Origin of the sequence: Kitasatospora sp. NPDC052896 (assembly GCF_044547075.1) — a bacterium.
In the GTDB taxonomy this organism is placed as follows: domain Bacteria; phylum Actinomycetota; class Actinomycetes; order Streptomycetales; family Streptomycetaceae; genus Kitasatospora.
Genome location: NZ_JBITZU010000001.1, coordinates 65,884 through 91,134 on the forward strand (window position 1 = coordinate 65,884; position 25,251 = coordinate 91,134).

A 25,251-nucleotide genomic window follows, 5' to 3' on the forward strand; every position below is an offset into this window, starting at 1 on the left:
TGCACTCCACCAGCCGTTTGTGAGCACCGTCACGGCGGCGCGCTGTGACCAGCGGCACACCCCGTCCCCGAGCGCCGGCCGCCGACTCCCGTAGGCTGACGCCCATGTCGCTCTACGCCGCGTACGCCACGAACCTCGATGCCCGGCAGATGAGCCGGCGCGCCCCGCACTCACCACTGCGCGGCACCGGCTGGCTGGACGGCTGGCGACTGACCTTCGGCGGCGAGCAGCTCGGCTGGGAGGGCTCGCTGGCCACCGTGGTGGAGGACGAGAAGGAGCAGGTCTTCGTCTCGCTCTACGACGTGGCGCCGATGGACGAGGAGGGCCTGGACCGCTGGGAGGGCCTGCAGCTCGGCATCTACCGCAAGATCCGGTTGCGTGCGCACACACTGGACGGCGACATCCCGGTCTGGACCTACGTGCTGAACGACTACGAGGGCGGCCTACCCGCCGCCCGATACCTGGGCCTGATCGCGGACGCCGCGGAGAGCGCCGGCGCGCCCGACGACTATGTACTGGACCTGCGCCACCGGCCGTGCTGACGCGTGTACACGCACGGGATGGCGCGAGCACGTCGAAGCGTGTACGCGCACAGGACCACTCCAACACCTCGAAGCGTGCACACGCACAGGATCATGTGAACAGATCGAAGCGTGCGCACACACAGAACCGCTCGCTCGCACACCCCGCCGGACACGCCGGAGCGTGCACACGCACAGAACCGCGTGAACAGCCCCTGACCACCTGCTGACCAGCCGGTTTCATCTCAGTCGGCGGATGGACAGACCAGGACAGAACCCCTGGTTCCGGGTGTTCCGGGTAACAATCCGGCAAGGCCTGGCCGTTATGTCTACGCGCGTAGGAATTTCTTGTCTATCCTCGCGGATGTGAACGCATCTCCTGAGACCGCCGTGTCCGCCGACCCCTATGCCGCCGCTCAGGCCGCCGCTGCCCGCCTGCGCGAGCTGACCGGTGCCGAGCGCCACGACGTCGCCCTGGTGATGGGCTCCGGCTGGGTGCCGGCGGCCGACGCCCTGGGCGAGACGCTGGCCGAATTCCCGGTCACCGATCTGCCGGGCTTCCCCGCCCCCGCCGTCGCCGGCCACGCCGGCAAGATCCGCTCGGTGCGGATCGGCGACAAGCTCGCGCTGATCTTCCTCGGTCGCAACCACTACTACGAGGGCCACGGCGTGGCCACCGTGGTGCACGGTGTGCGCACCGCCGTGGCCGCCGGCTGCCAGACCATCGTGCTGACCAACGGCTGCGGTGGCCTGCGCCAGGGCTGGGAGCCCGGTCAGCCGGTGCTGATCAGCGACCACATCAACCTGACCGCGGACTCCCCGATCGTCGGCGCCAACTTCGTCGACCTCACCGACCTCTACTCGAAGCGGCTGCGCGCGCTCTGCCGCGAGGTCGACCCGAGCCTGGACGAGGCCGTCTACGTCCAGTTCCGCGGCCCGCACTACGAGACCCCGGCCGAGGTCAACATGGCCCGGGTGCTCGGTGGCGAGCTGGTCGGCATGTCGACCACCCTGGAGGCGATCGCCGCCCGCGAGGCCGGCGCCGAGGTGCTGGGCATCTCCCTGGTGACCAACCTGGCCGCCGGTATCACCGGCGAGCCGCTCAACCACGAAGAGGTGCTGGAGGCCGGCAAGGCCTCCGCCGAGCGCATGGGCGCGCTGCTGGCGAAGGTCCTCGAGCGGATCTGACCCACGGGGCTTCCTGAAGCTCGGGGGCTGCCCACAGTGCCGCGGCGCTGTGGGCAGCCCCGTTCTCGGTGTTCCCCACCGTTCTCCACCCCGACTCTCCACCCCGACCCTCAACCGGAGTAGGCAGCAGATGGCAAGCACCCCCGACTTCCTCACCCGGGCCCACCAGTGGCTGGCCGAGGACCCCGACCCGGAGACCCGCGAGGAGCTGGCCGCGCTGCTGGCCACCGCCGAGGCCCCGGCGGGCGACGCGGCCCTGGCCGAGCTGGCCGAGCGGTTCGCCGACCGCCTCCAGTTCGGCACCGCGGGCCTGCGCGGTGAGCTCGGCGCCGGCCCGATGCGGATGAACCGCGCGGTGGTCATCCGCGCCGCCGCCGGCCTGGCCGGCTACCTGCGCGCGCAGAACGCCGGCGACCTGGTGGTGGTCGGCTACGACGCCCGGCACAAGTCGTACGACTTCGCCCGCGACACCGCCGCCGTGATGGTCGGCGCCGGCCTGCGCGCCGCGCTGCTGCCGCACCCGCTCCCCACCCCGGTGCTGGCCTTCGCCATCCGCCACCTGGGCGCCGCGGCCGGCGTGATGGTCACCGCCAGCCACAACCCGCCGCGGGACAACGGCTACAAGGTCTACCTGGGCGACGGCTCGCAGATCGTCCCGCCGGCCGACGCCGGGATCGCCGCCGAGATCGACGCGATCGCCTCGCTGGCCGACGTCCCGCTGGCCGCCGAGGGCTGGCAGGTGCTCGGCCAGGACGTCATCGACGCCTACCTGGCCCGCGCCGTCACCGTGGTCGAGGAGGGCGGTCCGCGCGACCTCGACGTGGTCTACACCCCGCTGCACGGGGTCGGCCGGGACGTCCTGGTGGCCGCGTTCAAGCAGGCCGGCTTCGCCGCCCCGACCGTGGTCGCCGCGCAGGCCGAGCCGGACCCGGACTTCCCGACCGTGGCCTTCCCCAACCCGGAGGAGCCGGGCGCGATGGACCTGGCCTTCGCCACCGCGGCCGAGCACGGCCCGGACCTGGTGATCGCCAACGACCCGGACGCCGACCGCTGCGCGGTGGCCGTGCCGGACGCCACCGCCCCGGCCGGCTGGCGGATGCTGCGCGGTGACGAGGTGGGCGTGCTGCTGGGCGCCGCGCTGGTCGCCAAGCGGGCCGCCGGCACCTTCGCCACCACGATCGTCTCCTCCACCCTGCTCGGCCGGATCGCCGAGGCGGCCGGCCTGCCCTACGCCGAGACGCTGACCGGCTTCAAGTGGATCTCCCGCGCCGAGGGCCTGCGCTACGGCTACGAGGAGGCGCTCGGCTACTGCGTCGACCCGGCGGGCGTGCGCGACAAGGACGGCGTCACCGCCGCCCTGCTGGTCGCCGAGCTGGCGGCCGGGCTGAAGCGGGACGGCCGGAGCCTGACCGACCTGCTCGACGAGCTGGCGCTGACCCACGGCCTGCACGCCACCGACCAGCTCTCGGCCCGGGTGCAGGACCTCTCGCTGATCTCCGCCGCGATGCGCCGGCTGCGCGAGCAGCCGCCGACCGAGCTGGCCGGCCTGACCGTGGACCGCGCGGACGACCTGGCGACCGGCTCGGCCGAGCTGCCGCCGACCGACGGTCTGCGCTACTACCTGAGCGGCCCGGCGGTGCGCGCGGCGCGGATCGTGGTCCGCCCGTCCGGCACCGAGCCGAAGATCAAGTGCTACCTGGAGGTCGTCCTCCCGGTCGCCTCGGCGGACGAGCTGCCCGGCGCCCGCGAGCGCGCCGCCGAGCTGCTGGCCGCGATCAAGCGCGACCTGGCGGTGGCCGCGGGGATCTGACCCCGGACGTCAGAGTGGCCCCGACCCGGCAGGGTCGGGGCCACTCCTCGTTCCGTCGCCGGCGTCGTCAGCCGGCCAGCAGCGCGGCCAGCGCGACCGCGCCGGCCACCGTCGGGGCGATCACCCACCAGCACCAGGTCACCGCGATCTCGCCCTTGGCCTCCGGCAGCAGCGCGTTCTGCTCGGCGCTCCGCTGGAGCAGGCCGACCACCTGGTCGGACCAGGCCCGGGTGGGGTCCGGGGCGCCGGCCACCGCGTGCCGCGTGGCGGGCGGCTGCTGGTAGGCCCACTTGCCCGGCTCCGCGTTCTTCCGGACGGCGGCGGCCTTGGCGGCCTGCCGGTTGGCCTTGTTACGGGCGCGCAGGGAGACCGGGACGGCCCAGAGCTGGAAGGTCCGGCCCTCGGCGGTGAGCTCCGCCGAGTACCGCGCCCGCACGCCCTCCACCGAGGCCCACGGCACGGTGATGGTGCGCAGCGGGTTGCGGACCACGATCCGCTGCCTGCCGGCCCGCACCGACGGCCGCACGGTGAAGGCGACCACCGGTCCGGCGCACAGCAGCGCGGCGGCCAGCGCGACCCAGGGGGTGCGGCCGGTGCCGTGGATCACCGCGTCGATGACCAGCCACGCGCCGAGCGCGAGGAGCAGGGCGCCGGTGACGACGCCGGTGTTCGAGCGGAAGACGTGATCGGCGTACTTCGGCCCTTCGGCGGGGGCGGCCTTGCCGGGGTGGGGCGTGCCGTCGGATTCGGTCATGGGACCGATTCTGCCCCATCCACCACCGCTGACCAGGGGCCTCATCGGTCACACTTCGGCCGCAACCGCGACCGCCCGGACCGGCTCGGACCGTACCCGAACGACAGGGCCGGCCCGACCGGGGACGGCAAACACTTGCAGAAACTTTCGGCAACGGTTTCCGTCGGAACCTTGACGTCGCCGTGCCGGGGGCGGGAAGGTCTAGCCGCGCGACGATGCGACCCCCGGGCCCCAACCCCCGGGCCGTTCGTCGTGCGTCGGACGGCTCGGCACCCGTGAGCCTCCGTCAGGAGCCGGCGACCGTACGGTCACGGCTCACGGCAGGCCGTGGCACCGGGCGGGACCCCGGGGCGGCGGCCACCGTACCGAACGGGGAAGAACCCACCCCGGGACGCAGCCGCGCCCCGCTTCCGCCACCGGTACCGGCCCGCCGAGCCCGTCGCACGGGACGCCGCAGCCCCACAGTTCCTGCGCGCGTCCGGGCGGTGCTCGGCCGTGGCCGGGCCCGCCCCCTGGGAGTCCGCCACGATGAGACCGTTCCGCAGCGCCCGGACCGGCACCCCCCGACGCCGCCCGGGCAGCCTCGCCGCCACCGCCGCCCTGCTCGCCGGCACCGTCCTGCCGCTCGGCCTGCCGGCCGCCACCGCCCACGCCGACGCGGGCGTCGGCACGCCCAACGGCGGCGACGTGATCGCCAACCTCTTCGAGTGGAACTGGCCCTCGGTCGCCAACGAGTGCACCACCGTGCTCGGCCCCAAGGGCTACGGCGCCGTCCAGGTCGCCCCGCCGGAGGACTCGGTCCGGCTCAGCCAGTCCACCCACCCGTGGTGGGAGGTGTACCAGCCGGTCGCGTACGACCTGGACAGCCGGATGGGCAACCGGGCCCAGTTCGCCGCCATGGTCACCGCCTGCCACCAGGCGGGCGTCAAGGTGATCGTCGACGCCGTGCTCAACCACACCGCCGGCACCAACCAGACCGGCACCGACTCGTACGGCGGCGCCACGTACAACGCGCAGACGTACTCGTACCCGACGGCCGGCTACACCTCCGCCGACTTCCACGCCTACCCGGGCAACTGCCCCAACTCCAACCTCGCCATCAACGACTGGAACAACGTCCAGCAGGTGCAGGAGTGCGACCTGGACCAACTCTCCGACCTCATGACCGAGAGCGACCACGTCCGGACCATCGAGGCGAACTACCTCAACGACCTGATCTCGCTGGGCGTCGACGGCTTCCGGATGGACGCCGCCAAGCACATCGCGCAGGCCGACATGGCCGCCATCCTGTCGAAGGTCAACAACACCCTGTGGGGCAGCCGTCCGTACATCTCGCAGGAGGTGATCCCCGGCAGCAGCGGCCAACTGGCGCCCAGCGCCTTCGAGTCCAACGGCAGCGTGATCGAGTTCACCTTCGCCGACGACCTGAAGGCCCAGTTCACCGGCAACATCGCCAACCTGAAGACGTTCGGCCAGAGTTGGGGCCTGGAGCCGAGCAACCTGTCGACCACCATGGTGACCAACCACGACACCGAGCGGGACGGCTCGACGCTCAACTACAAGGACGGCTCGACCTACGACCTGGCGAACATCTTCGAACTCGCCTGGGGCTACGGCACTCCGGAGGTCTACTCGGGCTTCGCCTTCACCAACTCCGACGACTCGCCGCCGGCCGACGCCAACGGCTACGTCACCGCGACCGACTGCTCCAACGGCTGGGTCTGCACCGACCGCAACCAGGGCATCTCCAACATGGTCGGCTGGCACAACGCCGCCCAGGGGCAGCCGGTGGCCAACTGGTACGACGACGGGTCCAACCTGATCGCCTTCAGCCGGGGCAACGCGGCCTGGGTCACCATCAACAACGAGACCGGCGCGCAGACCCGGACCTTCGCCACCGGCCTGCCGGCCGGCACCTACTGCGACGTCATCCACGGCAACTACAACGCGGCGGCCGGCAGTTGCACCGGCCCGACGGTCGTGGTGGACGCGAACGGCAACGCCACGGTGTCGGTGGCCGCCAAGGACGCCGTCGCGCTGTACGGGAAGGTCGGCACGGGCGCCGCGCCCGCGCCGGCCGGCCAGGTCGCGGAGACCTTCACGGTCAGCGGCACCCCGAACCCGGGCGGCTCGCTCTACCTCGCCGGATCGGACCCGGCGTTGGGCAACTGGGCTCCGTCGGCGGCGATTCCGATGACCGAGTCGGGGTCGACCTGGACGGCGACCGTCAACCTCCCGCAGGGCGAGGCGCTCCAGTACAAGTACCTCGGCGAGGACGCCAACGGGAACGTGAACTGGGAGAGCGGGAACAACCACGCGGCGACGACGGGGTCGGGCGGCAGTGCCTCGCTGACCGACACCTTCAACGGCGCGACGCCCACGGTCGGCGCGGCGTTCGACGCCAACGTGACCACGTACTACGGGCAGAACGTGTACGTCAGCGGGTCGATCCCGGCGCTGGGGAGCTGGAACACCGCCACGGCGGTACCGCTCTCGTCGACCGGGTACCCGGTGTGGAGCACCGCGGTGACGCTGCCGGCCGGCACCTCCTTCCAGTACAAGTACTTCAAGAAGGACCCGAACGGCACCATCGAGTGGGAGAACGGCTCCAACCGCTCGGCGAGCACCGGGTCGACCGGACCGACCCTCAACGACACCTGGCAGTCCTAGGCCGTCGCCGCCGGCCGCGGCCCCCGTCGGGTCGATCGCGCGGAACGCGCGGCGGCAGCGGGTGGTCCGCGGCTCCGGTGGACACGCCCAGCGGGGCGACGGAGCATGGAGGGGCTAGCACACAGGTTCACGGGTGACCGCGCGTACGCCGTGCGACAGCGGGCACCTGCCCCCTCCCCGAGACCACACGCCCGGTCGGGCCGGGCACGGGTGCGATGTGCGGAGCCCTGAGCCCGTTCAGTGTGCCTGCGTCGTCTCGGCCAGTGCTCGCCTTCGTCGCGTTGTGCCTCTGCCAGCAGGGCCGCCGCCGCACCGGCGCGCTCCTTCCCGCCTTGGGAGGAAGAACGATGATCCGCACCTGTCGTCTCGCGATGCTCGCCCCGCTCGTCCTGTCCTCACTGGCCCTCGGGCCGGCCGCCTCCGCGCACCCGGTGGCGGGGCAGGCGCCCGCCCTCGCCTCCGCCAAGGCGAAGTGTCTGCTCACACAGGACACGGCCAACTCGAAACCCGATGCTCCGAAGTTCATCCTCGCCGGTGCCGGTTTCAAGGCCCACTCGGTGTCGTTCGCCGGCGGCAACGGAGGCGGCGTGACGACGACCACGAACGGGTCCTTCTCCGTCAACGACCTGAATGCCGGCCGCTACACCGCCAAGAGCGACAAGGACGGCACCGTGAACTGCGGCCGCACGCCGCAGGCCACGGGCGGCCAGAAGAACGCCAAGGCCCAGTACCGGCAGGGCTTCTCGGACGGATTCGCGGCGATCAAGAAGGACTGCGAGGCCAAGCCGCCGCAGAGCCTCGCCACGGTGAACCCGAACTACGTGAAGGGCTTCGACGACGGAGCGGCCCTGGCGACCAAGCAGTTCTGCGAGTAGGTCTCGCACCTGGACCGACCAGCCACTCGGGGCGTCGGTGGACCGTGTACGACTACGCGGTCCACCGACGCCCCGGCGACCGCTCCCAGCGGCGTCAGCCACCGGTGTGGTCGGACCTCCGGTCCTCCGGCCGGGCACGCAACCCACGACTGACGATCACCATGAAGCCCAGCCCGCCGGCGGCGATCACCGCGTACCCGCCGTGCCGCCAGTCGGGTCCCGCCCCGACGATCGACGCCACTCCCGCAACGGCGAGCCACCCGACCAACATGGCGGCCAGGCCCGCACAGAACCCGATGAAGGCTTCGAGTTCCCGATCACTTCGCGACATGTCCATCCCCAAGCAGATCAACGGCCACCCGCCCCTCCCATCTCGTGTCTACCCCACCACGCCGCGCGTCACCACGAACCTCCCCCACCGACCGGAGAATTGGCGCCACAACCGCGCCTCCCGTCACAACGACGCACGGTGACCACCCGCCGGATGCGTTCCCGCGGATACTTGCCCGGTGAACCAGCACGACTTCCGTCCGTCGGAGTCGAGTTCGCCCCGCCCCGGCCCCGATGACCGACCACGCACCGCCCTTCGGGGGCGACGGCGAACCGCCGCCCCCGGGCCGATCAGACGGCGCCCTCGCCGGCACGGCCGGGCGAGAAGGGGCCCTCGGTGACGAAGCGGTGCAACTGGCGGGCGAACGAGCGGGCTTCGGCCGGGGGCCAGGCGCTCAGCGAGGCGTCGATGTGGGCGGCCAGGCGCCGCCTGGTCACGTCCACCACCCGCTCGCCCTCGTCGGTGAGGATCAGCAGGGACGCCCGGCGGTCGGCCGGGTCGGGTTCACGGCGCACCAGGCCGGCCTCCTCCAGGCGGGAGGCGCGCCGGGTCACGCCGGAACGGTCCAGCCCCACCTCCGACGCCAGCTCGGCCGCGCTGCACGGCCCGCTCCGGGCCAGCCCGCTGAGCACCGGGTAGGTCAACTCGTCCACGCCGTCGCCGAGCCCCTCGGTCAGGCCCTGGTAGAGGCGTGCCCGGGTGCTGCGCTTGAGCAGGAATCCCAGCGCATCGGCGATCTCGTGTCCCGCTTCGGTCTCCATGACTCCAGGTTAGCGTGCGCAGCGCACGCGTTTGGGGTACAGTCGAGATGCGTGCACGACGCACGCATCTTCCACCGAGAACGCCCCCGGGAGGGACCACCATGAACCGCACCGACATCCGCAGCGCGCTCACCGACCTGCTCTTCACACCCGGGCTGGACCTGGACGAGGCCGCCGACCGGCACTTCGCACCCGACTACCGCCAGCGCACCGACGGCCGCTGGGACGACCGCGAGGAGTTCAAGACGCACATCGCCCACCTGCGCTCGGTGGTGGCACACGGCTCGATCGAGGTCCACGACGAGCTCGCCCAGGGCGACCGGTACGCCGACCGGCACACCGTCAACGCCACCAAGACCGACGGCTCCGTCGTGCGCATGGAGGTCTACCTCTTCGGCGAGTACGCACCCGACGGCCGGTTCCGCCGGATCGAGGAGACCACCCTCATGGTCGAAGGCGCCGCGGCCGACCGGAACCTCGGCAGCGCCCGCTGACCGAGCGCGGCCGGCCGACCGACGGACGGCGCCGGGGTCTCGGATCGGCATCGAAGCAGGGCTGCCCTAGCGGATGACTACGCGCGTAGATATGCTGCTCTGGTGACTATGTCCACTGTTGCAGCCAATGCCCCCGGCGCTGCGGGCGGCGGCCTGAGCGACGTCGCCGCCTCCGAGGCATCGCTCCGCCGATTCCTGCACGGCTTGCCCGGCGTCGACGCCGTCGGCCTGGAAGCCCGCGCCGCCTCCCTCGGTACCCGCTCGATCAAGACGTCCGCCAAGGCGTACGCGATCGACCTGGCCATCTCGATGATCGACCTGACCACGCTGGAGGGCGCGGACACGGTCGGCAAGGTGCGCGCCCTGTGCACCAAGGGGAAGCACCCCGACCCCAGCGACCCGGGCACCCCCCAGGTCGCCGCGATCTGCGTCTACCCCGACATGGTCGCCACCGCCAAGGCCGCGCTGGCCGGCACCGGCATCCAGGTCGCCTCGGTCGCCACCGCCTTCCCGGCCGGCCGGGCCGCACTGCCGGTCAAGCTGGCCGACACCGCCGACGCGGTGGCCGCCGGTGCCGACGAGATCGACATGGTGATCGACCGCGGCGCCTTCCTCTCCGGCCGCTACCTGGACGTCTTCCAGGAGATCACCGCCGTCAAGGAGGCCTGCGAGCGCCCCGACGGGAGCTCGGCCCACCTCAAGGTGATCTTCGAGACCGGCGAGCTGCAGACGTACGACAACGTCCGCCGCGCCTCCTGGCTGGCCATGCTGGCCGGCGCCGACTTCATCAAGACCTCGACCGGCAAGGTCACGGTCAACGCCACTCCCCCGGTGACCCTGCTGATGCTTGAGGCGGTCCGCGACTTCCGCGCTCAGACCGGCGTCCAGGTCGGCGTGAAGCCGGCCGGCGGCATCAAGACCACCAAGGACGCCATGAAGTACCTGGTGATGGTCAACGAGACCCTGGGCGACGACTGGCTGACCCCGCACTGGTTCCGCTTCGGCGCCTCCAGCCTGCTCAACGACCTGCTGATGCAGCGTCAGAAGCTGACCACCGGCCGGTACTCCGGTCCCGACTACGTGACGGTGGACTGACCCCCATGGCCAAGAACCCCAAGAAGACCGAGCGGAACGACGAGCGTCCGGCGCAGCGGAGCGGCGGCCTCTTCGAGTACGCCCCCGCGCCCGAGTCCCCCGCGGCCGCCGGCGACATCGCCACCTCCTACGGCCACTTCATCGGCGGCGAGTTCGTCGACTCCAGCGGCAGCGAGGCGCTCAAGACGGTCAACCCGGCCACCGAGCAGGTGCTCGCCGAGTTCGCCCAGGGCACCGACGAGGACGTCGACCGCGCGGTCAAGGCCGCCCGGGACGCCTTCGCCGGCTGGTCCGCGCTGCCCGGCAGCGAGCGCGCCAAGTACCTGTTCCGGATCGCCCGGATCGTCCAGGAGCGCTCCCGCGAGCTGGCCGTGCTGGAGTCGATCGACAACGGCAAGCCGATCAAGGAGACCCGCGACGTCGACCTCCCGCTGGTCGCCGCGCACTTCTTCTACTACGCCGGCTGGGCCGACAAGCTGGACTACGCCGGCTTCGGCCGCAACCCGCGCCCGCTGGGCGTGGCCGGCCAGGTCATCCCGTGGAACTTCCCGCTGCTGATGCTGGCCTGGAAGATCGCCCCGGCGCTGGCCACCGGCAACACGGTCGTGCTCAAGCCGGCCGAGACCACTCCGCTGACCGCGCTGCGCTTCGCCGAGATCTGCCGCCAGGCGGGCCTGCCCAAGGGCGTCGTCAACATCGTCACCGGTGACGGCCGGACCGGCGCCGCGCTGACCGCGCACCCGGACGTCAACAAGGTCGCGTTCACCGGCTCGACCAACGTGGGCCGTTCGATCGCGCGCCAGCTGGCCGGCAGCCGCAAGAAGCTGTCGCTGGAGCTGGGCGGCAAGGCGGCGAACATCGTCTTCGACGACGCGCCGATCGACCAGGCCGTCGAGGGCATCGTCAACGGCATCTTCTTCAACCAGGGCCACGTCTGCTGCGCGGGCTCCCGCCTGCTGGTGCAGGAGTCGATCCAGGACGAGCTGCTGGACGCGCTGAAGCACCGGATGGCCACCCTGCGCCTCGGCGACCCGCTGGACAAGAACACCGACATCGGTGCCATCAACTCGGCCGCCCAGCTGGCCCGGATCACCGAGCTGGCCGCCACCGGCGAGGCCGAGGGCGCCGAGCGCTGGGCTCCCGAGTGCCAACTCCCGTCCGCCGGCTACTGGTTCGCGCCGACCATCTTCACCGGCGTGAGCCAGGCGCACCGGATCGCCCGCGAGGAGGTGTTCGGCCCGGTGCTCTCCGTGCTGACCTTCCGCACCCCCACCGAGGCGGTGGAGAAGGCCAACAACACCCAGTACGGCCTGTCGGCCGGCATCTGGACGGAGAAGGGCTCGCGGATCCTCTGGATGGCGGACCGGCTGCGGGCCGGCGTCGTCTGGGCCAACACCTTCAACAAGTTCGACCCGACCTCGCCGTTCGGCGGCTACAAGGAGTCGGGCTACGGCCGCGAGGGTGGCCGGCACGGTCTGGAGGCCTACCTCGATGTCTGAGACTGCCATGCGACTTGATGCCCCTGCGCGCATCCAGGTCAGCAAGACCTACAAGCTGTTCGTCGGCGGGAAGTTCCCGCGCTCCGAGAGCGGGCGGGTGTACGAGGTGACCGACAGCAAGGGCCAGTGGCTGGCCAACGCCCCGCTCGGCACCCGCAAGGACACCCGCGACGCGGTCCAGGCCGCCCGTGCGGCGGTCAAGGGCTGGTCCGGCACCACCGCCTACAACCGCGGCCAGGTGCTCTACCGGGTGGCCGAGATGCTGCAGGGCCGGCGCGAGCAGTTCGCCGCCGAGGTGGCCGCCGCCGAGGGCATCGGCGGCAAGAAGGCCGCCGCGCTGGTGGACCAGGCGACCGACCGCTGGGTCTGGTACGCGGGCTGGACGGACAAGGTGGCGCAGATCGCCGGTGCCGCCAACCCGGTGGCCGGGCCGTTCTTCAACCTCTCGGTCCCCGAGCCGACCGGCGTGGTGGGCGTGGTGGCCCCGCAGACCGGCTACGGGCACTCGTTCCTCGGCCTGGTCTCGGTGATCGCCCCGGCGATCGCCACCGGCAACACCGTGGTGGTCGCGGCCGCGGCCGACGCGCCGCTGCCCGCCCTCGCGCTGGGCGAGGTGCTGGCCACCTCGGACCTGCCGGGTGGCGTGGTCAACGTCATCTCCGGCCGCACCGCGGACCTGGCGCCGACGCTGGCCTCGCACCAGGACGTCAACGCGCTGGACCTGACGGGCGCGATCGCGGCCGACGGACCGGCCTCGGCGACCGCTCTGGAGGCCGCGGCGGCCGACACCCTCAAGCGGGTGCTGCGCCCCGCGCTCGACCCGGCGGCCCAGGACTGGACCGAGCAGCCGGGCACCGAGCGGCTGCTCGCCTTCCTGGAGACCAAGACGGTCTGGCACCCGATGGGCCAGTAGCCCGTCACCGCCCCGGGCCCGCGCCACCCCCCTCGGCGCGGGCCCGACCCATGTCCACCCCCCGGCGGGTTCCACTCACGCCCCCGGATGCGTCAGACTGGTGTCTCGTGAGTGACTCCCCGCTGAATTCCGCACCGACCTCCCGCGCCCGCGTGGTGCTGATCTCCGGTCCCTCGGGATCCGGGAAGTCCTCGCTGGCCGAGCGCACCGGGCTGCCGGTGCTCCAGCTCGACGACTTCTACAAGGACGGCGACGACCCCACCCTGCCCGTCCTGCCCGACGGCGGCACTGACTGGGACTCGCCGCTCGCCTGGCACCGCGAGCAGGCGCTGACGGCCATCCGGCAACTGGCCGAGCTGGGCCGGGCCGAGGTCCCGGTCTACTCGATCCCCGCCAACGGGCGCACCGGCAGCCGGGTGCTCGACCTGGCGGGCGCCCCCGCCTTCATCGCCGAGGGCATCTTCGCCGCCGAGATCGCGGCCCAGTGCGCGACCGAGGACCTGCTCGGCGACGCGCTCTGCCTGCGCAACCACCCGCTCACCACGGCCTGGCGCCGGTTCCGCCGCGACGTCCGCGAGGGCCGCAAGTCCATCCCCTACCTGCTGCGCCGCGGCTGGCGCCTGATGCGCGCCGAGCACGGCATCGTGGCCCGCCAGGTCGGCCTCGGCGCGGTCGCCTGCGCCGGCCCCGAAGCCGAACGCCGGGTCCGCGCCGCCGCCGTCCCCCTCCCGGCCGCCCCGGTCCACGCCAACGCCTGAGCACCGCCCGCCGCCATCTCACTCCCCGGCTCGCGCGCCGATGACCGCTTCCGCAAGCCGGGCCTCTACGCCGAGGCGGGCGTCCCCCACTACTGGCGGGTCGAACGCGGCGAGGACGACCTCCCCGAGGTCCACGAGTTCCACCTCCACCGCGAGTCCGGTGTCTACGCCCCCGCTCCCGAGGGCGCCGTCCACACCGGCACCCTCAAGGCGGAGTTCCCGTTCCCGGTGGAGATCGACCTCAGCCGGCTGCTCTACCTCTGAGCCCCGGCAAACAGTCGGGCCCGGCGTCCTCTTCCCCGAACGCCGGGCCCGACTGCTGTGCGGTGGCCGCGTGATCCCCCCCGACACCGTCTCCCCCGAGCGGTGCCGGCTCTCCTGCGGCCTGGTTCCCCGTCCCCCGACGGGAGTCTCAGGTGTTACGCGACCAGCTCGCCGAACGCGTGGGCGGTGTCGCCGGTGCGGTTCAGCTGCTCGTCGTCACGCAGCCGGCGCAGGGCGCGCCAGATGCTGCTCTTCACCGTGCCGACGCTGATGCCGAGGATGTCGGCGATCTCCGGGTCGGTGCGGCCCTCGTAGTAGCGCAGCACCAGCATGGTGCGCTGGTTCTCCGGGAGCTTGGCGAGCGCCTGCCAGAGCACCGCGCGCAGCTCGGTGCCGCCCATCGCGTCGGTGTCGCCGACCGTCTCCGGCAGCTCCTCGGTCGGGTACTCGTTGAGCTTGCGGCGGCGCCAGGCCGAGATGTGCAGGTTGGTCATGGTGCGGCGGAGGTAGCCGCCGACCGCCGCCTTGTCGGTGATCCGGCCCCAGGCCCGGTAGGTGCTGAAGAGCGCGCTCTGCAGCAGGTCCTCGGCCTCGAAGCGGTCACCGGTCAGGTGGTAGGCGGTGGCGTACAGGGAGGCGCGGCGCTCGCGAACGTACGCGGTGAACTCCGCGAGGTGCTCCTCCGCGACGGCCGAGTGCTCCCCCTGCGCGCCTCCCTGCTCGCCCTGGTGCGGGGCGTCCTGCACCGGCGCGAGCCGGAACAGGGTGGTCCCCGCCGTCCTGCGGGCGTCCGGCTCCCCCGAGCCGAGGCCGCGCAGGCCGTTCGTCCCCCCCGGGACGTCCTGGCCCTCAGCGCGCACCGGGAGCACCCCGCGCAGCGTGAGGGTCTGGGTGGTCTCGGACGCACTCCCCATCCGTCCGATCCCGTGCAGCTCCCCGGTCCGGCCCGCGCCGCCCCCACGGCGCGCCCCCGCGCACTGCCCGTCCCGACCGCGCCCCGACGGACGGACGCCACGGACTGCCGGGCTGTGCGCATCCAGGATGCCCCGGGTCTCCAGCGTTGCGTTCATCGTGCGCCCCCATGATCGGTACGAGCGGGTCCTTTCCGAGATCACCGGGTCGTTCCGGCTTCTCGGCCGGTCCGTCGCGGTGACATGGAAAATCCTGCCGTCCGCCCGTCATGACGGTGTCCGCCGACTGTCACAGCGGTGTCACAAGGGGCAGGACCTTCGTCCCGGTACTCGTTCCACCGGCGGTGACGCCGCCCATGGCCGGGCCGGTTCCCGCCGGGAGGCGGCGTGAGCCAGAATGAGCAGGTGCCTTTCCTCCTTCTGATCGAGGACGACGACGCCATCCGTACCGGCCTCGAACTCGCCCTCACCCGCCAGGGCCACCGCGTGGCCGCCGCCGCGTCCGGCGAGGACGGCCTGCGGCTCTTCAAGGAGCAGCGGCCCGACCTCATCGTGCTCGACGTGATGCTGCCCGGAATCGACGGCTTCGAGGTCTGCCGCCGGATCCGGCGCACCGACCAGCTGCCGATCATCCTGCTGACCGCACGCTCGGACGACATCGACGTGGTGGTCGGCCTGGAGTCCGGCGCCGACGACTACGTGGTCAAGCCGGTGCAGCCACGGGTGTTGGACGCCCGGATCCGCGCCGTGCTGCGCCGCGGTGAGCGGGAGAGCTCGGACTCGTCCGCCTACGGCTCGGTGGTGATCGACCGTTCGGCGATGACGGTGACCAAGGACGGCGAGGACCTCCAGCTCACCCCGACCGAGCTGCGGCTGCTGCTGGAGCTGAGCCGCCGGCCCGGTCAGGCACTCTCCCGCCAGCAGCTGCTGCGGCTGGTCTGGGAGCACGACTACCTGGGCGACTCCCGGCTGGTGGACGCCTGCGTGCAGCGACTGCGGGCCAAGGTGGAGGACGTGCCCTCGGCGCCGACCCTGATCCGGACGGTCCGCGGGGTCGGCTATCGTCTCGACCCGCCGGCCTGACCGGCCCGCTCACCCAGATGCCGCCGATCCCCGTTCCCCTGCTGATAGCGACTCCGACACGTGACTGACCATCAGAACGGCCGCCGCTTCGCCCCCGGACCGTGGCGACGGCTGCGGCTGAGCTCGCTGCGGGTGCGGCTGATCGCGGTGTTCGCCGTGGTGGCGTTGACCGCGGCCGCCTCCGCCTCCGGCATCGCGTACTGGCTCAACCGGGACGCGGTACTCAAGCGCGCCCAGGACACCGCGCTCAAGGGCTTCCGCGTCTCGCTCAGCCAGAACGTCTCCGCGCTGCCGCTCAACCCGAGCTGCGCGGACCTGGTCCAGCTGGCCTCGGCGGTGGCCAGCTCCGGGCTCAACTACGACGTCGTGGTGGTGGACGACGCCCAGCCCAGTTGCCCGGCCTACTCCGACCCGCGCTACACCATCACCCAGGTGCCGGCCGCGCTGCGCACCGACGTCACCACGCCGCGCCCGATCACCGCCGGCAACAGCAACGCCTACCACCTGTACTGGCAGCGGGTGAACATCGGCGGCCAACCGTTCGTGGTCGGCGGGACGAAGGTGGTGCCGACCGGCCCGACCGCCTACATGTTCAAGTCGCTCGGCACCGAACGGGCCGATCTCGACACGCTGGGCTGGTCGTTGGCGGTGGCCACCCTGCTGGCGCTGATCGCGGCGACCCTGCTGGCCCAGGCGGCCTCCGCCACCGTGCTCCGCCCGGTCCGCCAACTCGGCGAGGCCGCGAGGCGGTTGGGCGAAGGCCGACTGGACACCCGACTGGAGGTCAAGGGCGCCGACGAACTCGCTGAACTGGCGAGGACGTTCAACCGCACCGCGGAGGCGCTCTCCGAGCAGGTCGAGGAGTTGAGCGCCCGCGAGGCGCAGAGCCGCCGGTTCGTCGCCGACATGTCGCACGAGCTGCGCACCCCGCTCACCGCGATGACCGCGGTCACCGACATCCTGGAGGACGAGGCCGAGTCGCTGGACCCGATGATCGAGCCGGCCGTCCGGCTGGTGGTCAGCGAGACCCGCCGGCTCTCCGACCTGGTGGAGAACCTGATGGAGGTGACCCGCTTCGACGCGGGCACCGCCAAGCTGGTCGCCGACGAGATGGACATCGCCGACCTGATCATGTCCTGCATCGACGGCCGGGCCTGGTACGACGCGGTGGAGGTGGACGCGCCGCGCGGGGTGCTGGCGGTGGTGGACCCGCGCCGGCTGGACGTGGTCTTCGCCAACCTGATCGGCAACGCGCTCAAGCACGGCGGCTCGCCGGTCCGGGTCACCGTGACCAAGCGGCCCGGTGAGCACGAGGACGACGGCGAGGTCGTGGTCGCGGTCTCGGACAGCGGTCCGGGCATCCCCGAGGACGTCCTGCCCCACGTCTTCGACCGCTTCTACAAGGCCGACAAGGGCCGGGCCCGCTCGGAGGGCAGCGGGCTGGGGCTCTCCATCGCGATGGCCAACGCGCAGATCCACGGCGGCACCATCACCGCCGCCAACGCCCCGGCCGGGTCCGGCGGGGGCGCGGTGTTCACGCTGACCCTGCCGGTGGTGCCGCCCGCCCGACGGCAGCCGGCGGCCCGGCCGGGCGGTGCGGGTGGCACGGGCGGGCAGGACTCGGGGGATTCGACGGACGGATCCGAGCGAGATCGGAACAGTGAGCACGGTGCGTAGAACGACGAGCCCGGCGGCGGCGCCCGGCCGACCGTCCCCGCGGGAGTACCGGAGGGTCGCGCCGCCCCGGTCGGCCGCGTTCGGCTGGGCCGCCGCGCTCTTGGTGGCCGCGCTGACCGCCGGGCTGGCGACCGGCTGCGGGATCCGGCCCACCGCGGTGCCGGTGGACGCCGGCTCGCCCGCCGTCCGGACCGCCTGTCCCAGCCCGGGCGCCCTCGGCACGCCGACTCCGGCCAGTCCGAAGGGACCGGTCCGGCTCTCCCCGACGGCGTCGGCGGTCCCGGCGGTCTCCACCGCGCCGAGCGTGCCGACGGCCGGCCCCGGCGGCCCGACGGCCGGTCCCAGCGGCTGCGGCTGAGCCGGGCCGGCCGGGGCCGGGAACCGGAAGTCGGACCCTCGCGTCCTTCGAGGCGTGCAGCGAGATGGCACCGGCGCGCGAACGGCGCACGGCAGCGTGCGGATCGACGACCGGCGGAAGCCCGAGGGGGTACCGCCGCAGGGCCGTCCTTCGCCCGACCCCGACGCGCTGCCGGCCCGCCTCCGGACCGTCGGCGTCGTCCTGCTGGCGCTCTACTTCGTCGCGCTCGGCTGGTACGCGCAGCACGCGGTGGCGATGCCCTGGGCGTATGACGGCAACCTCACGCCGTTCGCCTCGGTCCGCGCCGACCTGGCGGTCGGCGGGACCGACGGCCTGCTCCGGATCGCCGGCGGCCTGCTCGGCACGGCCCCGCTGGGCGTGCTGCTGCCGATGGCCGGCGGACGGCTGCGGGTCTCGGCGGTGGGCTCGTTCCTGCACTGCCTCGGGCTCAGCACGCTGATCGCGACGGCGCTGGAGGCGGCCCGCGAGACGCTGGCCGGGCAGCTGCCCGATGTCGACCGGGTGCTGCTGGGGGTGATCGGCGCGGGCGTGCTGCACCTCGCGGTGGTCCCGGCGGGGCGGGCGGTGCTGCGGGCCAGGCTGCGCCGCCCGCGGCGCGTCGAGCGGGTGGCGGCGGCCCCGGTGGTCGCCCCCGCACCCGCGGCACCCGCGCCCGAGCCGGCACCGGTCGTGCCCCGGCCGACCACCGCCGTTCGCACCTGCCGCTCCGCCCGGCGCACCACGCTCGCCCAGCGGCAGCTCGGCAGCCCGCCGTGCGTCGTGACGGCACCCGACCGCACCGCCGGCGCGCACTGGCTGCACCGCGCCCGCTGGGTGCGGATGCGCCGGGCCGGCTGGCTACGGCGGGCCCGGCGCCCGCACCCCGGACGGCCCGCCGGCACTGCGCCCGGCCGGCTCACCGGCGGGCACCGGACCATCGCCCCGGCCCGCACCGGCCCGGCCCTGCGGCCGCCGGTCCTGGCCAGCGCCGACCTCCGCTGACCAGCGAGCCCTTCGTACGCCCGGTTCGCGCGCTCCCCGCCGCGCTCCCCTGCGGGCCGAACCCTGGGCGGCCCCCGAGAGCGTCCCCACCCGCCCCCGGGAGAGACCGGGGTCGCGAATCGCCATCCGGTCTGACGCCCCCGCGCCGGGCCGCCCCGAGGATGGGATCAGCCCGCCCGGACCAGCCGGGACCGGCCCACTACCGCTCGGAGCCCGCCATGCGCACCCTCGCCCGTCCCCGCCACAACCGTCTGCTCGCCGGAGTCTGCGCCGGGGTCGCCGAGCGCTTCGGCCTCACTCCGTGGACCGTCCGGCTGATCTTCCTGGCGTCCTGCCTGCTCCCCGGCCCGCAGTTCCTGATCTACCTGGCCCTCTGGCTGCTCCTCCCGCAGGAGCCCTGAGGCCGCCCCGGGAACGCCGCGGGGCCGCCCGCACCGCGTCACGCGGCACGAACGGCCCAGGACCCGCAGGACCACCGGAGCCCGCCGGTCGGCCAACCGACCGGAGCCGCTCCGACAGCCCGTCGGCGTCAGCCGCCCAGCCCACCGCCCAGCGGCAGCGCGCCCTTGACCAGCCCGGTGACCTGGTCGCTCTGCGCCGCCTTCGTCACCGCGCTCAGCGGCGTGCCGACCGCCGGCATGCCACGGGTGGCGGCGCGGTTGGCCTGGCCGGCCGGGGCGCCCGCGTTCGGGTTGAGCGTGCCGGTGGTCTGCGAGACCGCGCCGCCGACCGCCGGGGTCTTGTTGAGCGCGCCGGTGGTGGTGTTGGTGAGCCCGCTGGCGCCGCTGGTCAGCCCGCCGGGGCTGCCGAGGCCACCGAGCGGGCCGCCGGCCGCCGCGGCGGAGGCGGAACCGGCCGCGACCGCCGCCAGGGCAACACCGAGCGCCGCGGTACCGGCGGCCTTGAGAGTGGCCTGCTTCATGAGTCCGTCCTCGTGTCCTCGTCGGGCCGGCGCACCGCGATCGCCGGGCCGAGCCGAGGCCGCCCGGGCGTCCGCCGCTGCGCCGTTGTCAGCAGTGACCCGAGAACCGTAGACAGACGGCTGGACGCGAATCAAAGACGCGTCACCCACACGGATGACTCGTCGGGACAATGCGAAGGGCGGCCGGAACAAGCGTCCTGACCGCCCGTCGGCATCAGCTCATCCGTCCGGTTCAGGCACCGCCGCCGAACAGCCACTCCGCCTTGAGCTCCGCGTAGCCGGGCTTGATCACGTCGTTGATCATGGCCAGCCGCTCGTCGAAGGGCAGGAACGCGGACTTCATCGCGTTGATGGTGAACCACGCCATGTCGTCCAGGGTGTAGCCGAAGGCGTCCACCAGGTGCGCGAACTCCTGGCTCATGCTGGTCCCGCTCATCAGCCGGTTGTCGGTGTTCACGGTGATCCGGAACTTCAGCCGGCTGAGCAGCCCGATCGGGTGCTCGGCGTAGGAACTCGCCGCCGCCGTCTGCAGGTTGGAGGTCGGGCACATCTCCAGCGGGATCCGCTTGTCGCGCACGTAGGCGGCCAGCCGGCCGAGCTCGACCGTGCCGTCCTCGTTCACCGTGATGTCGTCGATGATCCGCACGCCGTGGCCCAGCCGGTCGGCGCCGCAGCACTGCAGGGCCTCCCAGATCGACGGCAGGCCGAAGGCCTCGCCCGCGTGGATGGTGAAGTGGTTGTTCTCGCCCTTGAGGTAGTCGAAGGCGCCCTGGTGGCGGGTCGGCGGGTGACCCGCCTCGGCACCGGCGATGTCGAAGCCGACCACGCCGGCGTCGCGGTACCGGTTGGCCAGCTCGGCGATCTCCTGCGAACGGGCGGCGTGCCGCATCGCGGTGAGCAGCGTGCCGACCTTGATCCGGTTGCCCTTGGCCCGGGCGTTGGCCTCGCCGAGGCGGAAGCCCTCGTTGACCGCCTCGACGACCTCGTCGAGGGTCAGGCCGCCCTCCAGGTGCTGCTCGGGGGCGTAGCGCACCTCGGCGTAGACCACGCCGTCGGCGGCCAGGTCCTCGGCGCAGTCGGCGGCGACCCGGACCAGCGCCTCGCGGGTCTGCATCACGGCGCAGGTGTGCGCGAAGGTCTCCAGGTAGCGGACCAGCGAGCCGGAGTCGGCGGCTTCCCGGAACCAGACGCCGAGCTTGACCGGGTCGGTGGTGGGGAGCCCCTGGTAGCCGCTGGCGGCGGCCAGTTCGACGATCGTCTCGGGGCGGAGGCCACCGTCCAGGTGGTCGTGGAGCACGACCTTGGGGGCGCGGCGGATCTGGTCGGCGGTGGGGATGCGCGGGGCCGTGGTGCCCGCGGGAACGGGGATCTGCTTCTCCATTGCGGGAGTGTAAGGCCTACGCGCGTAGATGCATACTCGACGCACCGTCGGATCCGCACGCCGTCCGCCGGCCCCGGCTGCCGCCCGGTCGTGCTCCCGGCCTGGTCCCAGCCGTGGTCCCAGCCGTGGTCCCGGTCGTGGTCTCAGTCGTGGTCCAGCAGCCGCCCCCGACGGGACAGCACGAAGTCCCGGAAGGCCCGGGCCGGCGGCGTCAGCGGGCACCCGGCCACCCAGGCCAGGCCGATCGCCCGGCGGGTCCGCGGCGCCGTCACCGCCAGGTCCACCACCCCCGGCCGCGGCACCAGCCCCGGCGGCAGCAGCGCCACCCCCAGCCCGGCCGCGACCAGCCCGCGCAGCGTCTCGGCCTCCTCCCCCTCGAAGGCGATCCGCGGGGTGAAGCCGGCCTGCGCGCAGAAGTCGTCGGTGATCGCCCGCAGGCCGTAGCCCTTCTCGACCGCCACGAACGGCTCCTCGGCGACCTCCGCCAGCCGGATCCGCCGCCGCCCGGCCAGCCGGTGGTCGGCCGGCACCACCAGGTGCAGCCGCTGCTCGTCCAGCGGACGGGCGACCAGCGCCGGGTCGTCCGGGAGCGGCGAGACCAGGCAGAGGTCCAACTCGCCGGCCCGCAGCCGGTCCAGCATCGCCGCCACGTAGTCCTGCACCAGCTGGAACCGCACCTGCGGGTGCTCGGCCCGGAAGCCGCGCAGCAGCGCGGGCACCGCGTCCGTCCCCATGGTGTGCAGGAACCCGAACGCCACCCGCCCGGCAGCCGGATCGGCCTCCGCCCGGGCCGCCTCGGCACCGCGCTCGACCTCGGCCAACGCCCGCTCCACCGCGCCGAGCAGCAGCCGGCCGGCCCGGGTCAGCCGGACCGTCCGGCCCTCCCGGGCCAACAGCGCCACCCCGAGGTCCGCCTCCAGCCGGGCCACCGCCCGGGAGAGCGTGGGCTGCGGCATGCCGAGCGACTCGGCGGCCCGGGTGACGTGTTCCAGCCGGGCCACCGCGGCGAACTGCGCCAGCCGGGGCGCCAGCAGCACCGCCGGCGCGTCCGGCTCGATCTCGGCCGGCCGCGCCGGCGGGGGCTCGGAACTCCACTCATGCGACACAGCATGAATTATCGGGTTCCCATGCATTGGACGCATCAGAACGCGCGGGGCTAGCGTCAGGGACATGCTTCCCGCCGATACCGGGGCATCCGCTACGGACGTACCGGATGCCCTCACCCCGGACCTCCGACTCCGCCCCGGCCAGCGCGACTTCCGCCGCTCCAACCTGGCCCTCTTCGCGGCGGGCGTGGCCACCTTCGTGCTGCTGTACGCCACCCAGGGCCTGCTGCCACTGCTCTCCGCCGATCTCCACCTGACGCCGGGCCAGGCCAGCTGGACCACCTCCGCCGCCACCTTCGGCCTGGCCCTGGCGCTGCTCCCGGCCAGTGCGCTCTCCGACCGGTACGGACGGATCACGGTGATGACCGTCTCGATGCTGGCCGCCTCGGTGATCGCGCTGGCGCTGCCGTTCGCCCCCGGGCTGGGCGCGCTCACCGCACTGCGGGCGCTCCAGGGCGCGGCACTGGCCGGCCTGCCCGCCACCGCGATGGCCTACCTCGCCGAGGAGGTGCACCCGAGCGCGCTGGCCTCCGCGATGGGTCTGTACGTGGCGGGCAACAGCGTCGGCGGGATGGCCGGCCGGCTGGTCGCCGGCTGGGTCGGCGCGGCCTGGGGCTGGCGCTGGGGGCTGGCCGCCGCGGCCCTGCTGGCGCTGCTCGCCACCGCCGGGTTCCGGCTGCTGGTCCCGGCCGCCCGGCAGTTCCGGCGTGGCCCGGTGGACGCCCGCGCGCTGGGCCGGACCGTCGCCGGCCACCTGCGCAATCCGCTGCTGCTGCGCCTCTACGCGCTGGGCGCGCTCTTCATGGCGGTGTTCGGCACGGTCTACAACACCATGGGCTTCCGGCTGGTCGCCGCGCCCTTCCACCTGCCGCAGTCGCTGGCCGCCTCGATCTTCGTGGTCTACCTGGTCGGCACCGCCTCCTCGGCCGGCGCCGGCCGGCTCACCGCCCGGCTCGGCCGGCGCGGCACCCTCTACGTCGCGATCGGGCTCACCACGGCCGGCCTGCTGCTCTCACTGGCCGACTCGCTCGCCGGCGCGCTGCTCGGCCTGGTCCTGATCACCGCGGGCTTCTTCGCCGGCCACGCGACCGCCTCCTCCTCGGTCGGCCGCAGCACCGCCACCGGCCGCGCCCAGGCCTCGGCGCTCTACCTGATCGCCTACTACCTCGGCAACAGCCTCGGCGGCACCCTCGGCGCCGACGCCTACCACTCCACCGGCTGGCCGGGCGCGGCCACCGTGGGCCTGACCGCGATGGCGCTGGCGGCGGCGATCACGCTGTACGCCAGTTGGCGGGCGAGCGCGGCCCGCGGGCAGGCGCCAGTCGTCACCCTCCAGGCATGAGCCCCGCCCCGGCGACCACCCCGGACGAACGTCGAGCCGGGCCCGCGAGCAGCGACAGCGGCTCGGCGTCCAGGACGGGCTTCGGGGCCGGCAGGTCGGCCGGCCCCGTCGCCCTCACTCGCCGCGCCAGGCGCGGCGCGCCCCCGCGAAGAACGCGGCCCGTTACGCGATGCGGTCCAGGATGATCGGGGCCGGGGTGAACTCGGTGCCCGCCGGGGCGACCTGGATGCCGCCCTCGAGGGACTCGATGGCGTAGTCGAAGCGCTCCGGGGTGTCGGTGTGCAGGGTCAGCAGCGGCTGGCCGGCGGTGACGGTGTCACCGGGCTTGGCGTGCAGCTCGACGCCGGCGCCGGCCTGCACCGGGTCCTCCTTGCGGGCGCGGCCGGCGCCCAGGCGCCAGGCGCAGACGCCGACGGCGTAGGCGTCCAGCGAGGTGAGCACGCCGCTGGCCGGGGCGGTGATGACGTGCTGCTCGCGGGCGACCGGGAGCGGGGCGTCCACGTCGCCGCCCTGGGCGGTGATCATGCGGCGCCAGTGGTCCATCGCCGAGCCGTCCTTGAGCGCCTCGGCCGGGTCCTTGCCGTGCACGCCGGCCGCGGCCAGCATCTCGCGGGCCAGCGCGACGGTCAGCTCGACCACGTCGGCCGGACCGCCGCCCGCCAGCACCTCGACCGACTCGCGGACCTCCAGGGCGTTGCCCGCGGTCAGACCGAGCGGGGTGGACATGTCGGTGAGCAGGGCGACCGTGTTGACCCCGGCGCCGCGGCCGAGGCCGACCATGGTGCGGGCCAGCTCCCGGGCGTCGTCCAGGTTCTTCATGAAGGCGCCGGAGCCGACCTTGACGTCCAGCACCAGCGCGCCGGTGCCCTCGGCGATCTTCTTCGACATGATCGAGGAGGCGATCAGCGGGATCGCCTCGACCGTGCCGGTCACGTCGCGCAGCGCGTAGAGCTTCTTGTCGGCCGGGGCCAGCCCGTCGCCGGCGGCGCAGATCACCGCGCCGGCGTCGCGCAGCACGGCCATCATCTCCTCGTTGGAGAGCAGCGCCCGCCAGCCGGGGATCGACTCCAGCTTGTCCAGGGTGCCGCCGGTGTGGCCGAGGCCGCGCCCGGAGAGCTGCGGTACGGCCGCGCCACAGGCGGCGACCAGCGGGGCCAGCGGCAGGGTGATCTTGTCGCCGACGCCGCCGGTGGAGTGCTTGTCGGAGGTCGGCAGCGGCAGGGCGGAGAAGTCCATCCGGACGCCCGAGCGGATCATCGCGTCGGTCCAGCGGCTGATCTCGCGCAGGTTCATGCCGTTCAGCAGGATGGCCATGGCCAGCGCCGACATCTGCTCGTCGGCCACCTCGCCGCGGGTGTAGGCGTCGATCACCCAGTCGATCTGAGCGTCGGTCAGCTCGTGGCGGTCGCGCTTGGCCCTGATGACGGAGATGGCGTCCATGTGGTGCTCCAGAGGGAAGTGGAAGCGGGGTGGAAGGGAAGAGCAGGAAGAAGGGGAAAAGCGAACGACGCGGGGGCGGCCACTGCTCAAGGCCGC

General features: G+C 73.3%; 25 protein-coding genes. 16 read left to right on the plus strand and 9 right to left on the minus strand.

Translation table 11 applies throughout. The features are described from left to right. Nucleotides 1-104: 104 nt before the first annotated feature. The 3 genes from ACIGXM_RS00275 (at nucleotide 105) to ACIGXM_RS00285 (ending at nucleotide 3,519) form a co-directional block, all read left to right on the plus strand. A complete protein-coding gene (locus ACIGXM_RS00275; RefSeq protein ID WP_396555235.1) occupies nucleotides 105-542 on the plus strand; it encodes a gamma-glutamylcyclotransferase in 438 nt (145 codons plus the stop codon). 345 nt (nucleotides 543-887) lie between these two features. After that, a complete protein-coding gene (locus ACIGXM_RS00280; protein ID WP_396555237.1) occupies nucleotides 888-1,709 on the plus strand; it encodes a purine-nucleoside phosphorylase in 822 nt (273 codons plus the stop codon). Nucleotides 1,710-1,839: 130 nt separating this feature from the next. After that, complete coding sequence (locus ACIGXM_RS00285; RefSeq protein ID WP_396555239.1) at nucleotides 1,840-3,519, plus strand: phospho-sugar mutase; 1,680 nt, start codon at nucleotides 1,840-1,842, stop codon at nucleotides 3,517-3,519. Between the two features lie 67 nt (nucleotides 3,520-3,586). Here ACIGXM_RS00285 and ACIGXM_RS00290 read toward each other — a convergent pair whose 3' ends face one another. After that, entirely contained in the window at nucleotides 3,587-4,273 is a 687-nt protein-coding gene (locus tag ACIGXM_RS00290; protein ID WP_396555241.1) for a PH domain-containing protein, read from the minus strand. A 528-nt stretch (nucleotides 4,274-4,801) separates the two neighbouring features. Between ACIGXM_RS00290 and ACIGXM_RS00295 the strand changes: the two genes are divergently transcribed. Together ACIGXM_RS00295 and ACIGXM_RS00300 are read left to right on the plus strand one after the other, a co-directional pair. Continuing rightward, nucleotides 4,802-6,943, plus strand: a complete 2,142-nt coding sequence (locus ACIGXM_RS00295; RefSeq protein WP_396555243.1) for a carbohydrate-binding module family 20 domain-containing protein — start codon at nucleotides 4,802-4,804, stop codon at nucleotides 6,941-6,943. A gap of 263 nt (nucleotides 6,944-7,206) precedes the next feature. Beyond that, entirely contained in the window at nucleotides 7,207-7,818 is a 612-nt protein-coding gene (locus tag ACIGXM_RS00300) for a hypothetical protein (protein WP_396555245.1), read from the plus strand. A gap of 94 nt (nucleotides 7,819-7,912) precedes the next feature. Here ACIGXM_RS00300 and ACIGXM_RS00305 read toward each other — a convergent pair whose 3' ends face one another. Both ACIGXM_RS00305 and ACIGXM_RS00310 read right to left on the minus strand, forming a co-directional pair. Next, complete coding sequence (locus ACIGXM_RS00305) at nucleotides 7,913-8,149, minus strand: hypothetical protein (protein WP_396555247.1); 237 nt, start codon at nucleotides 8,147-8,149, stop codon at nucleotides 7,913-7,915. A 290-nt stretch (nucleotides 8,150-8,439) separates the two neighbouring features. After that, entirely contained in the window at nucleotides 8,440-8,910 is a 471-nt protein-coding gene (locus tag ACIGXM_RS00310; protein WP_396555249.1) for a MarR family winged helix-turn-helix transcriptional regulator, read from the minus strand. Nucleotides 8,911-9,011: 101 nt separating this feature from the next. Between ACIGXM_RS00310 and ACIGXM_RS00315 the strand changes: the two genes are divergently transcribed. The 5 genes from ACIGXM_RS00315 (at nucleotide 9,012) to ACIGXM_RS00335 (ending at nucleotide 13,669) form a co-directional block, all read left to right on the plus strand. Then, nucleotides 9,012-9,404 (plus strand): nuclear transport factor 2 family protein, encoded by a 393-nt coding sequence (locus ACIGXM_RS00315; protein ID WP_396555251.1) that lies wholly within the window; start codon nucleotides 9,012-9,014, stop codon nucleotides 9,402-9,404. Between the two features lie 108 nt (nucleotides 9,405-9,512). Continuing rightward, a complete protein-coding gene (gene deoC, locus ACIGXM_RS00320; RefSeq protein WP_396555253.1) occupies nucleotides 9,513-10,499 on the plus strand; it encodes a deoxyribose-phosphate aldolase in 987 nt (328 codons plus the stop codon). Between the two features lie 5 nt (nucleotides 10,500-10,504). After that, nucleotides 10,505-11,998 (plus strand): aldehyde dehydrogenase family protein, encoded by a 1,494-nt coding sequence (locus tag ACIGXM_RS00325; RefSeq protein ID WP_396555255.1) that lies wholly within the window; start codon nucleotides 10,505-10,507, stop codon nucleotides 11,996-11,998. Beyond that, entirely contained in the window at nucleotides 11,991-12,911 is a 921-nt protein-coding gene (locus tag ACIGXM_RS00330) for an aldehyde dehydrogenase family protein (protein ID WP_396555257.1), read from the plus strand. The genes ACIGXM_RS00325 and ACIGXM_RS00330 overlap by 8 nt, the downstream gene beginning before the upstream one ends. A gap of 107 nt (nucleotides 12,912-13,018) precedes the next feature. Then, complete coding sequence (locus ACIGXM_RS00335) at nucleotides 13,019-13,669, plus strand: ATP-binding protein (protein WP_396555259.1); 651 nt, start codon at nucleotides 13,019-13,021, stop codon at nucleotides 13,667-13,669. Between the two features lie 18 nt (nucleotides 13,670-13,687). On the opposite strand, the gene ACIGXM_RS00340 is transcribed toward ACIGXM_RS00335, so the two are convergent. After that, nucleotides 13,688-13,864 carry a hypothetical protein gene (locus ACIGXM_RS00340; RefSeq protein WP_396555261.1) on the minus strand — a complete coding sequence of 59 codons (177 nt, stop codon included), beginning with the start codon at nucleotides 13,862-13,864 and terminating at the stop codon, nucleotides 13,688-13,690. A gap of 224 nt (nucleotides 13,865-14,088) precedes the next feature. Beyond that, nucleotides 14,089-14,847 (minus strand): SigE family RNA polymerase sigma factor, encoded by a 759-nt coding sequence (locus ACIGXM_RS00345; protein WP_396555263.1) that lies wholly within the window; start codon nucleotides 14,845-14,847, stop codon nucleotides 14,089-14,091. 402 nt (nucleotides 14,848-15,249) lie between these two features. Here ACIGXM_RS00345 and ACIGXM_RS00350 point away from each other — a divergent pair, with 402 nt between their 5' ends. The 5 genes from ACIGXM_RS00350 to ACIGXM_RS00370 all read left to right on the plus strand — a co-directional run bounded on the left by ACIGXM_RS00350 (nucleotide 15,250) and on the right by ACIGXM_RS00370 (nucleotide 19,365). Beyond that, nucleotides 15,250-15,927 (plus strand): response regulator transcription factor, encoded by a 678-nt coding sequence (locus tag ACIGXM_RS00350; RefSeq protein WP_280726464.1) that lies wholly within the window; start codon nucleotides 15,250-15,252, stop codon nucleotides 15,925-15,927. 60 nt (nucleotides 15,928-15,987) lie between these two features. Continuing rightward, entirely contained in the window at nucleotides 15,988-17,604 is a 1,617-nt protein-coding gene (locus ACIGXM_RS00355) for an ATP-binding protein (protein WP_396555265.1), read from the plus strand. After that, nucleotides 17,597-17,962, plus strand: coding sequence for a hypothetical protein (locus tag ACIGXM_RS00360; protein ID WP_396555267.1), 366 nt, complete (start codon nucleotides 17,597-17,599; stop codon nucleotides 17,960-17,962). The genes ACIGXM_RS00355 and ACIGXM_RS00360 overlap by 8 nt, the downstream gene beginning before the upstream one ends. Nucleotides 17,963-18,016: 54 nt before the next feature. Continuing rightward, complete coding sequence (locus ACIGXM_RS00365; protein WP_396555269.1) at nucleotides 18,017-18,964, plus strand: VanZ family protein; 948 nt, start codon at nucleotides 18,017-18,019, stop codon at nucleotides 18,962-18,964. A gap of 218 nt (nucleotides 18,965-19,182) precedes the next feature. Further along, entirely contained in the window at nucleotides 19,183-19,365 is a 183-nt protein-coding gene (locus ACIGXM_RS00370; protein ID WP_396555271.1) for a PspC domain-containing protein, read from the plus strand. A gap of 128 nt (nucleotides 19,366-19,493) precedes the next feature. Here the strand turns inward: ACIGXM_RS00370 and ACIGXM_RS00375 are convergent, their stop codons facing one another. From ACIGXM_RS00375 to ACIGXM_RS00385, 3 genes are all read right to left on the minus strand, one after another. Further along, entirely contained in the window at nucleotides 19,494-19,886 is a 393-nt protein-coding gene (locus ACIGXM_RS00375; protein WP_396555273.1) for a hypothetical protein, read from the minus strand. A gap of 232 nt (nucleotides 19,887-20,118) precedes the next feature. Beyond that, the gene (locus ACIGXM_RS00380) at nucleotides 20,119-21,267 is read right to left on the minus strand and encodes an adenosine deaminase (RefSeq protein ID WP_396555275.1); all 1,149 of its coding nucleotides are present in this window, start codon (nucleotides 21,265-21,267) and stop codon (nucleotides 20,119-20,121) included. Nucleotides 21,268-21,410: 143 nt separating this feature from the next. After that, nucleotides 21,411-22,373 carry a LysR family transcriptional regulator gene (locus ACIGXM_RS00385; protein WP_396555277.1) on the minus strand — a complete coding sequence of 321 codons (963 nt, stop codon included), beginning with the start codon at nucleotides 22,371-22,373 and terminating at the stop codon, nucleotides 21,411-21,413. A 64-nt stretch (nucleotides 22,374-22,437) separates the two neighbouring features. Here ACIGXM_RS00385 and ACIGXM_RS00390 point away from each other — a divergent pair, with 64 nt between their 5' ends. Next, nucleotides 22,438-23,715 (plus strand): MFS transporter, encoded by a 1,278-nt coding sequence (locus ACIGXM_RS00390; RefSeq protein WP_396555279.1) that lies wholly within the window; start codon nucleotides 22,438-22,440, stop codon nucleotides 23,713-23,715. Nucleotides 23,716-23,877: 162 nt separating this feature from the next. On the opposite strand, the gene ACIGXM_RS00395 is transcribed toward ACIGXM_RS00390, so the two are convergent. Then, complete coding sequence (locus ACIGXM_RS00395) at nucleotides 23,878-25,155, minus strand: thymidine phosphorylase (RefSeq protein ID WP_396555281.1); 1,278 nt, start codon at nucleotides 25,153-25,155, stop codon at nucleotides 23,878-23,880. Nucleotides 25,156-25,251 lie beyond the last annotated feature (96 nt).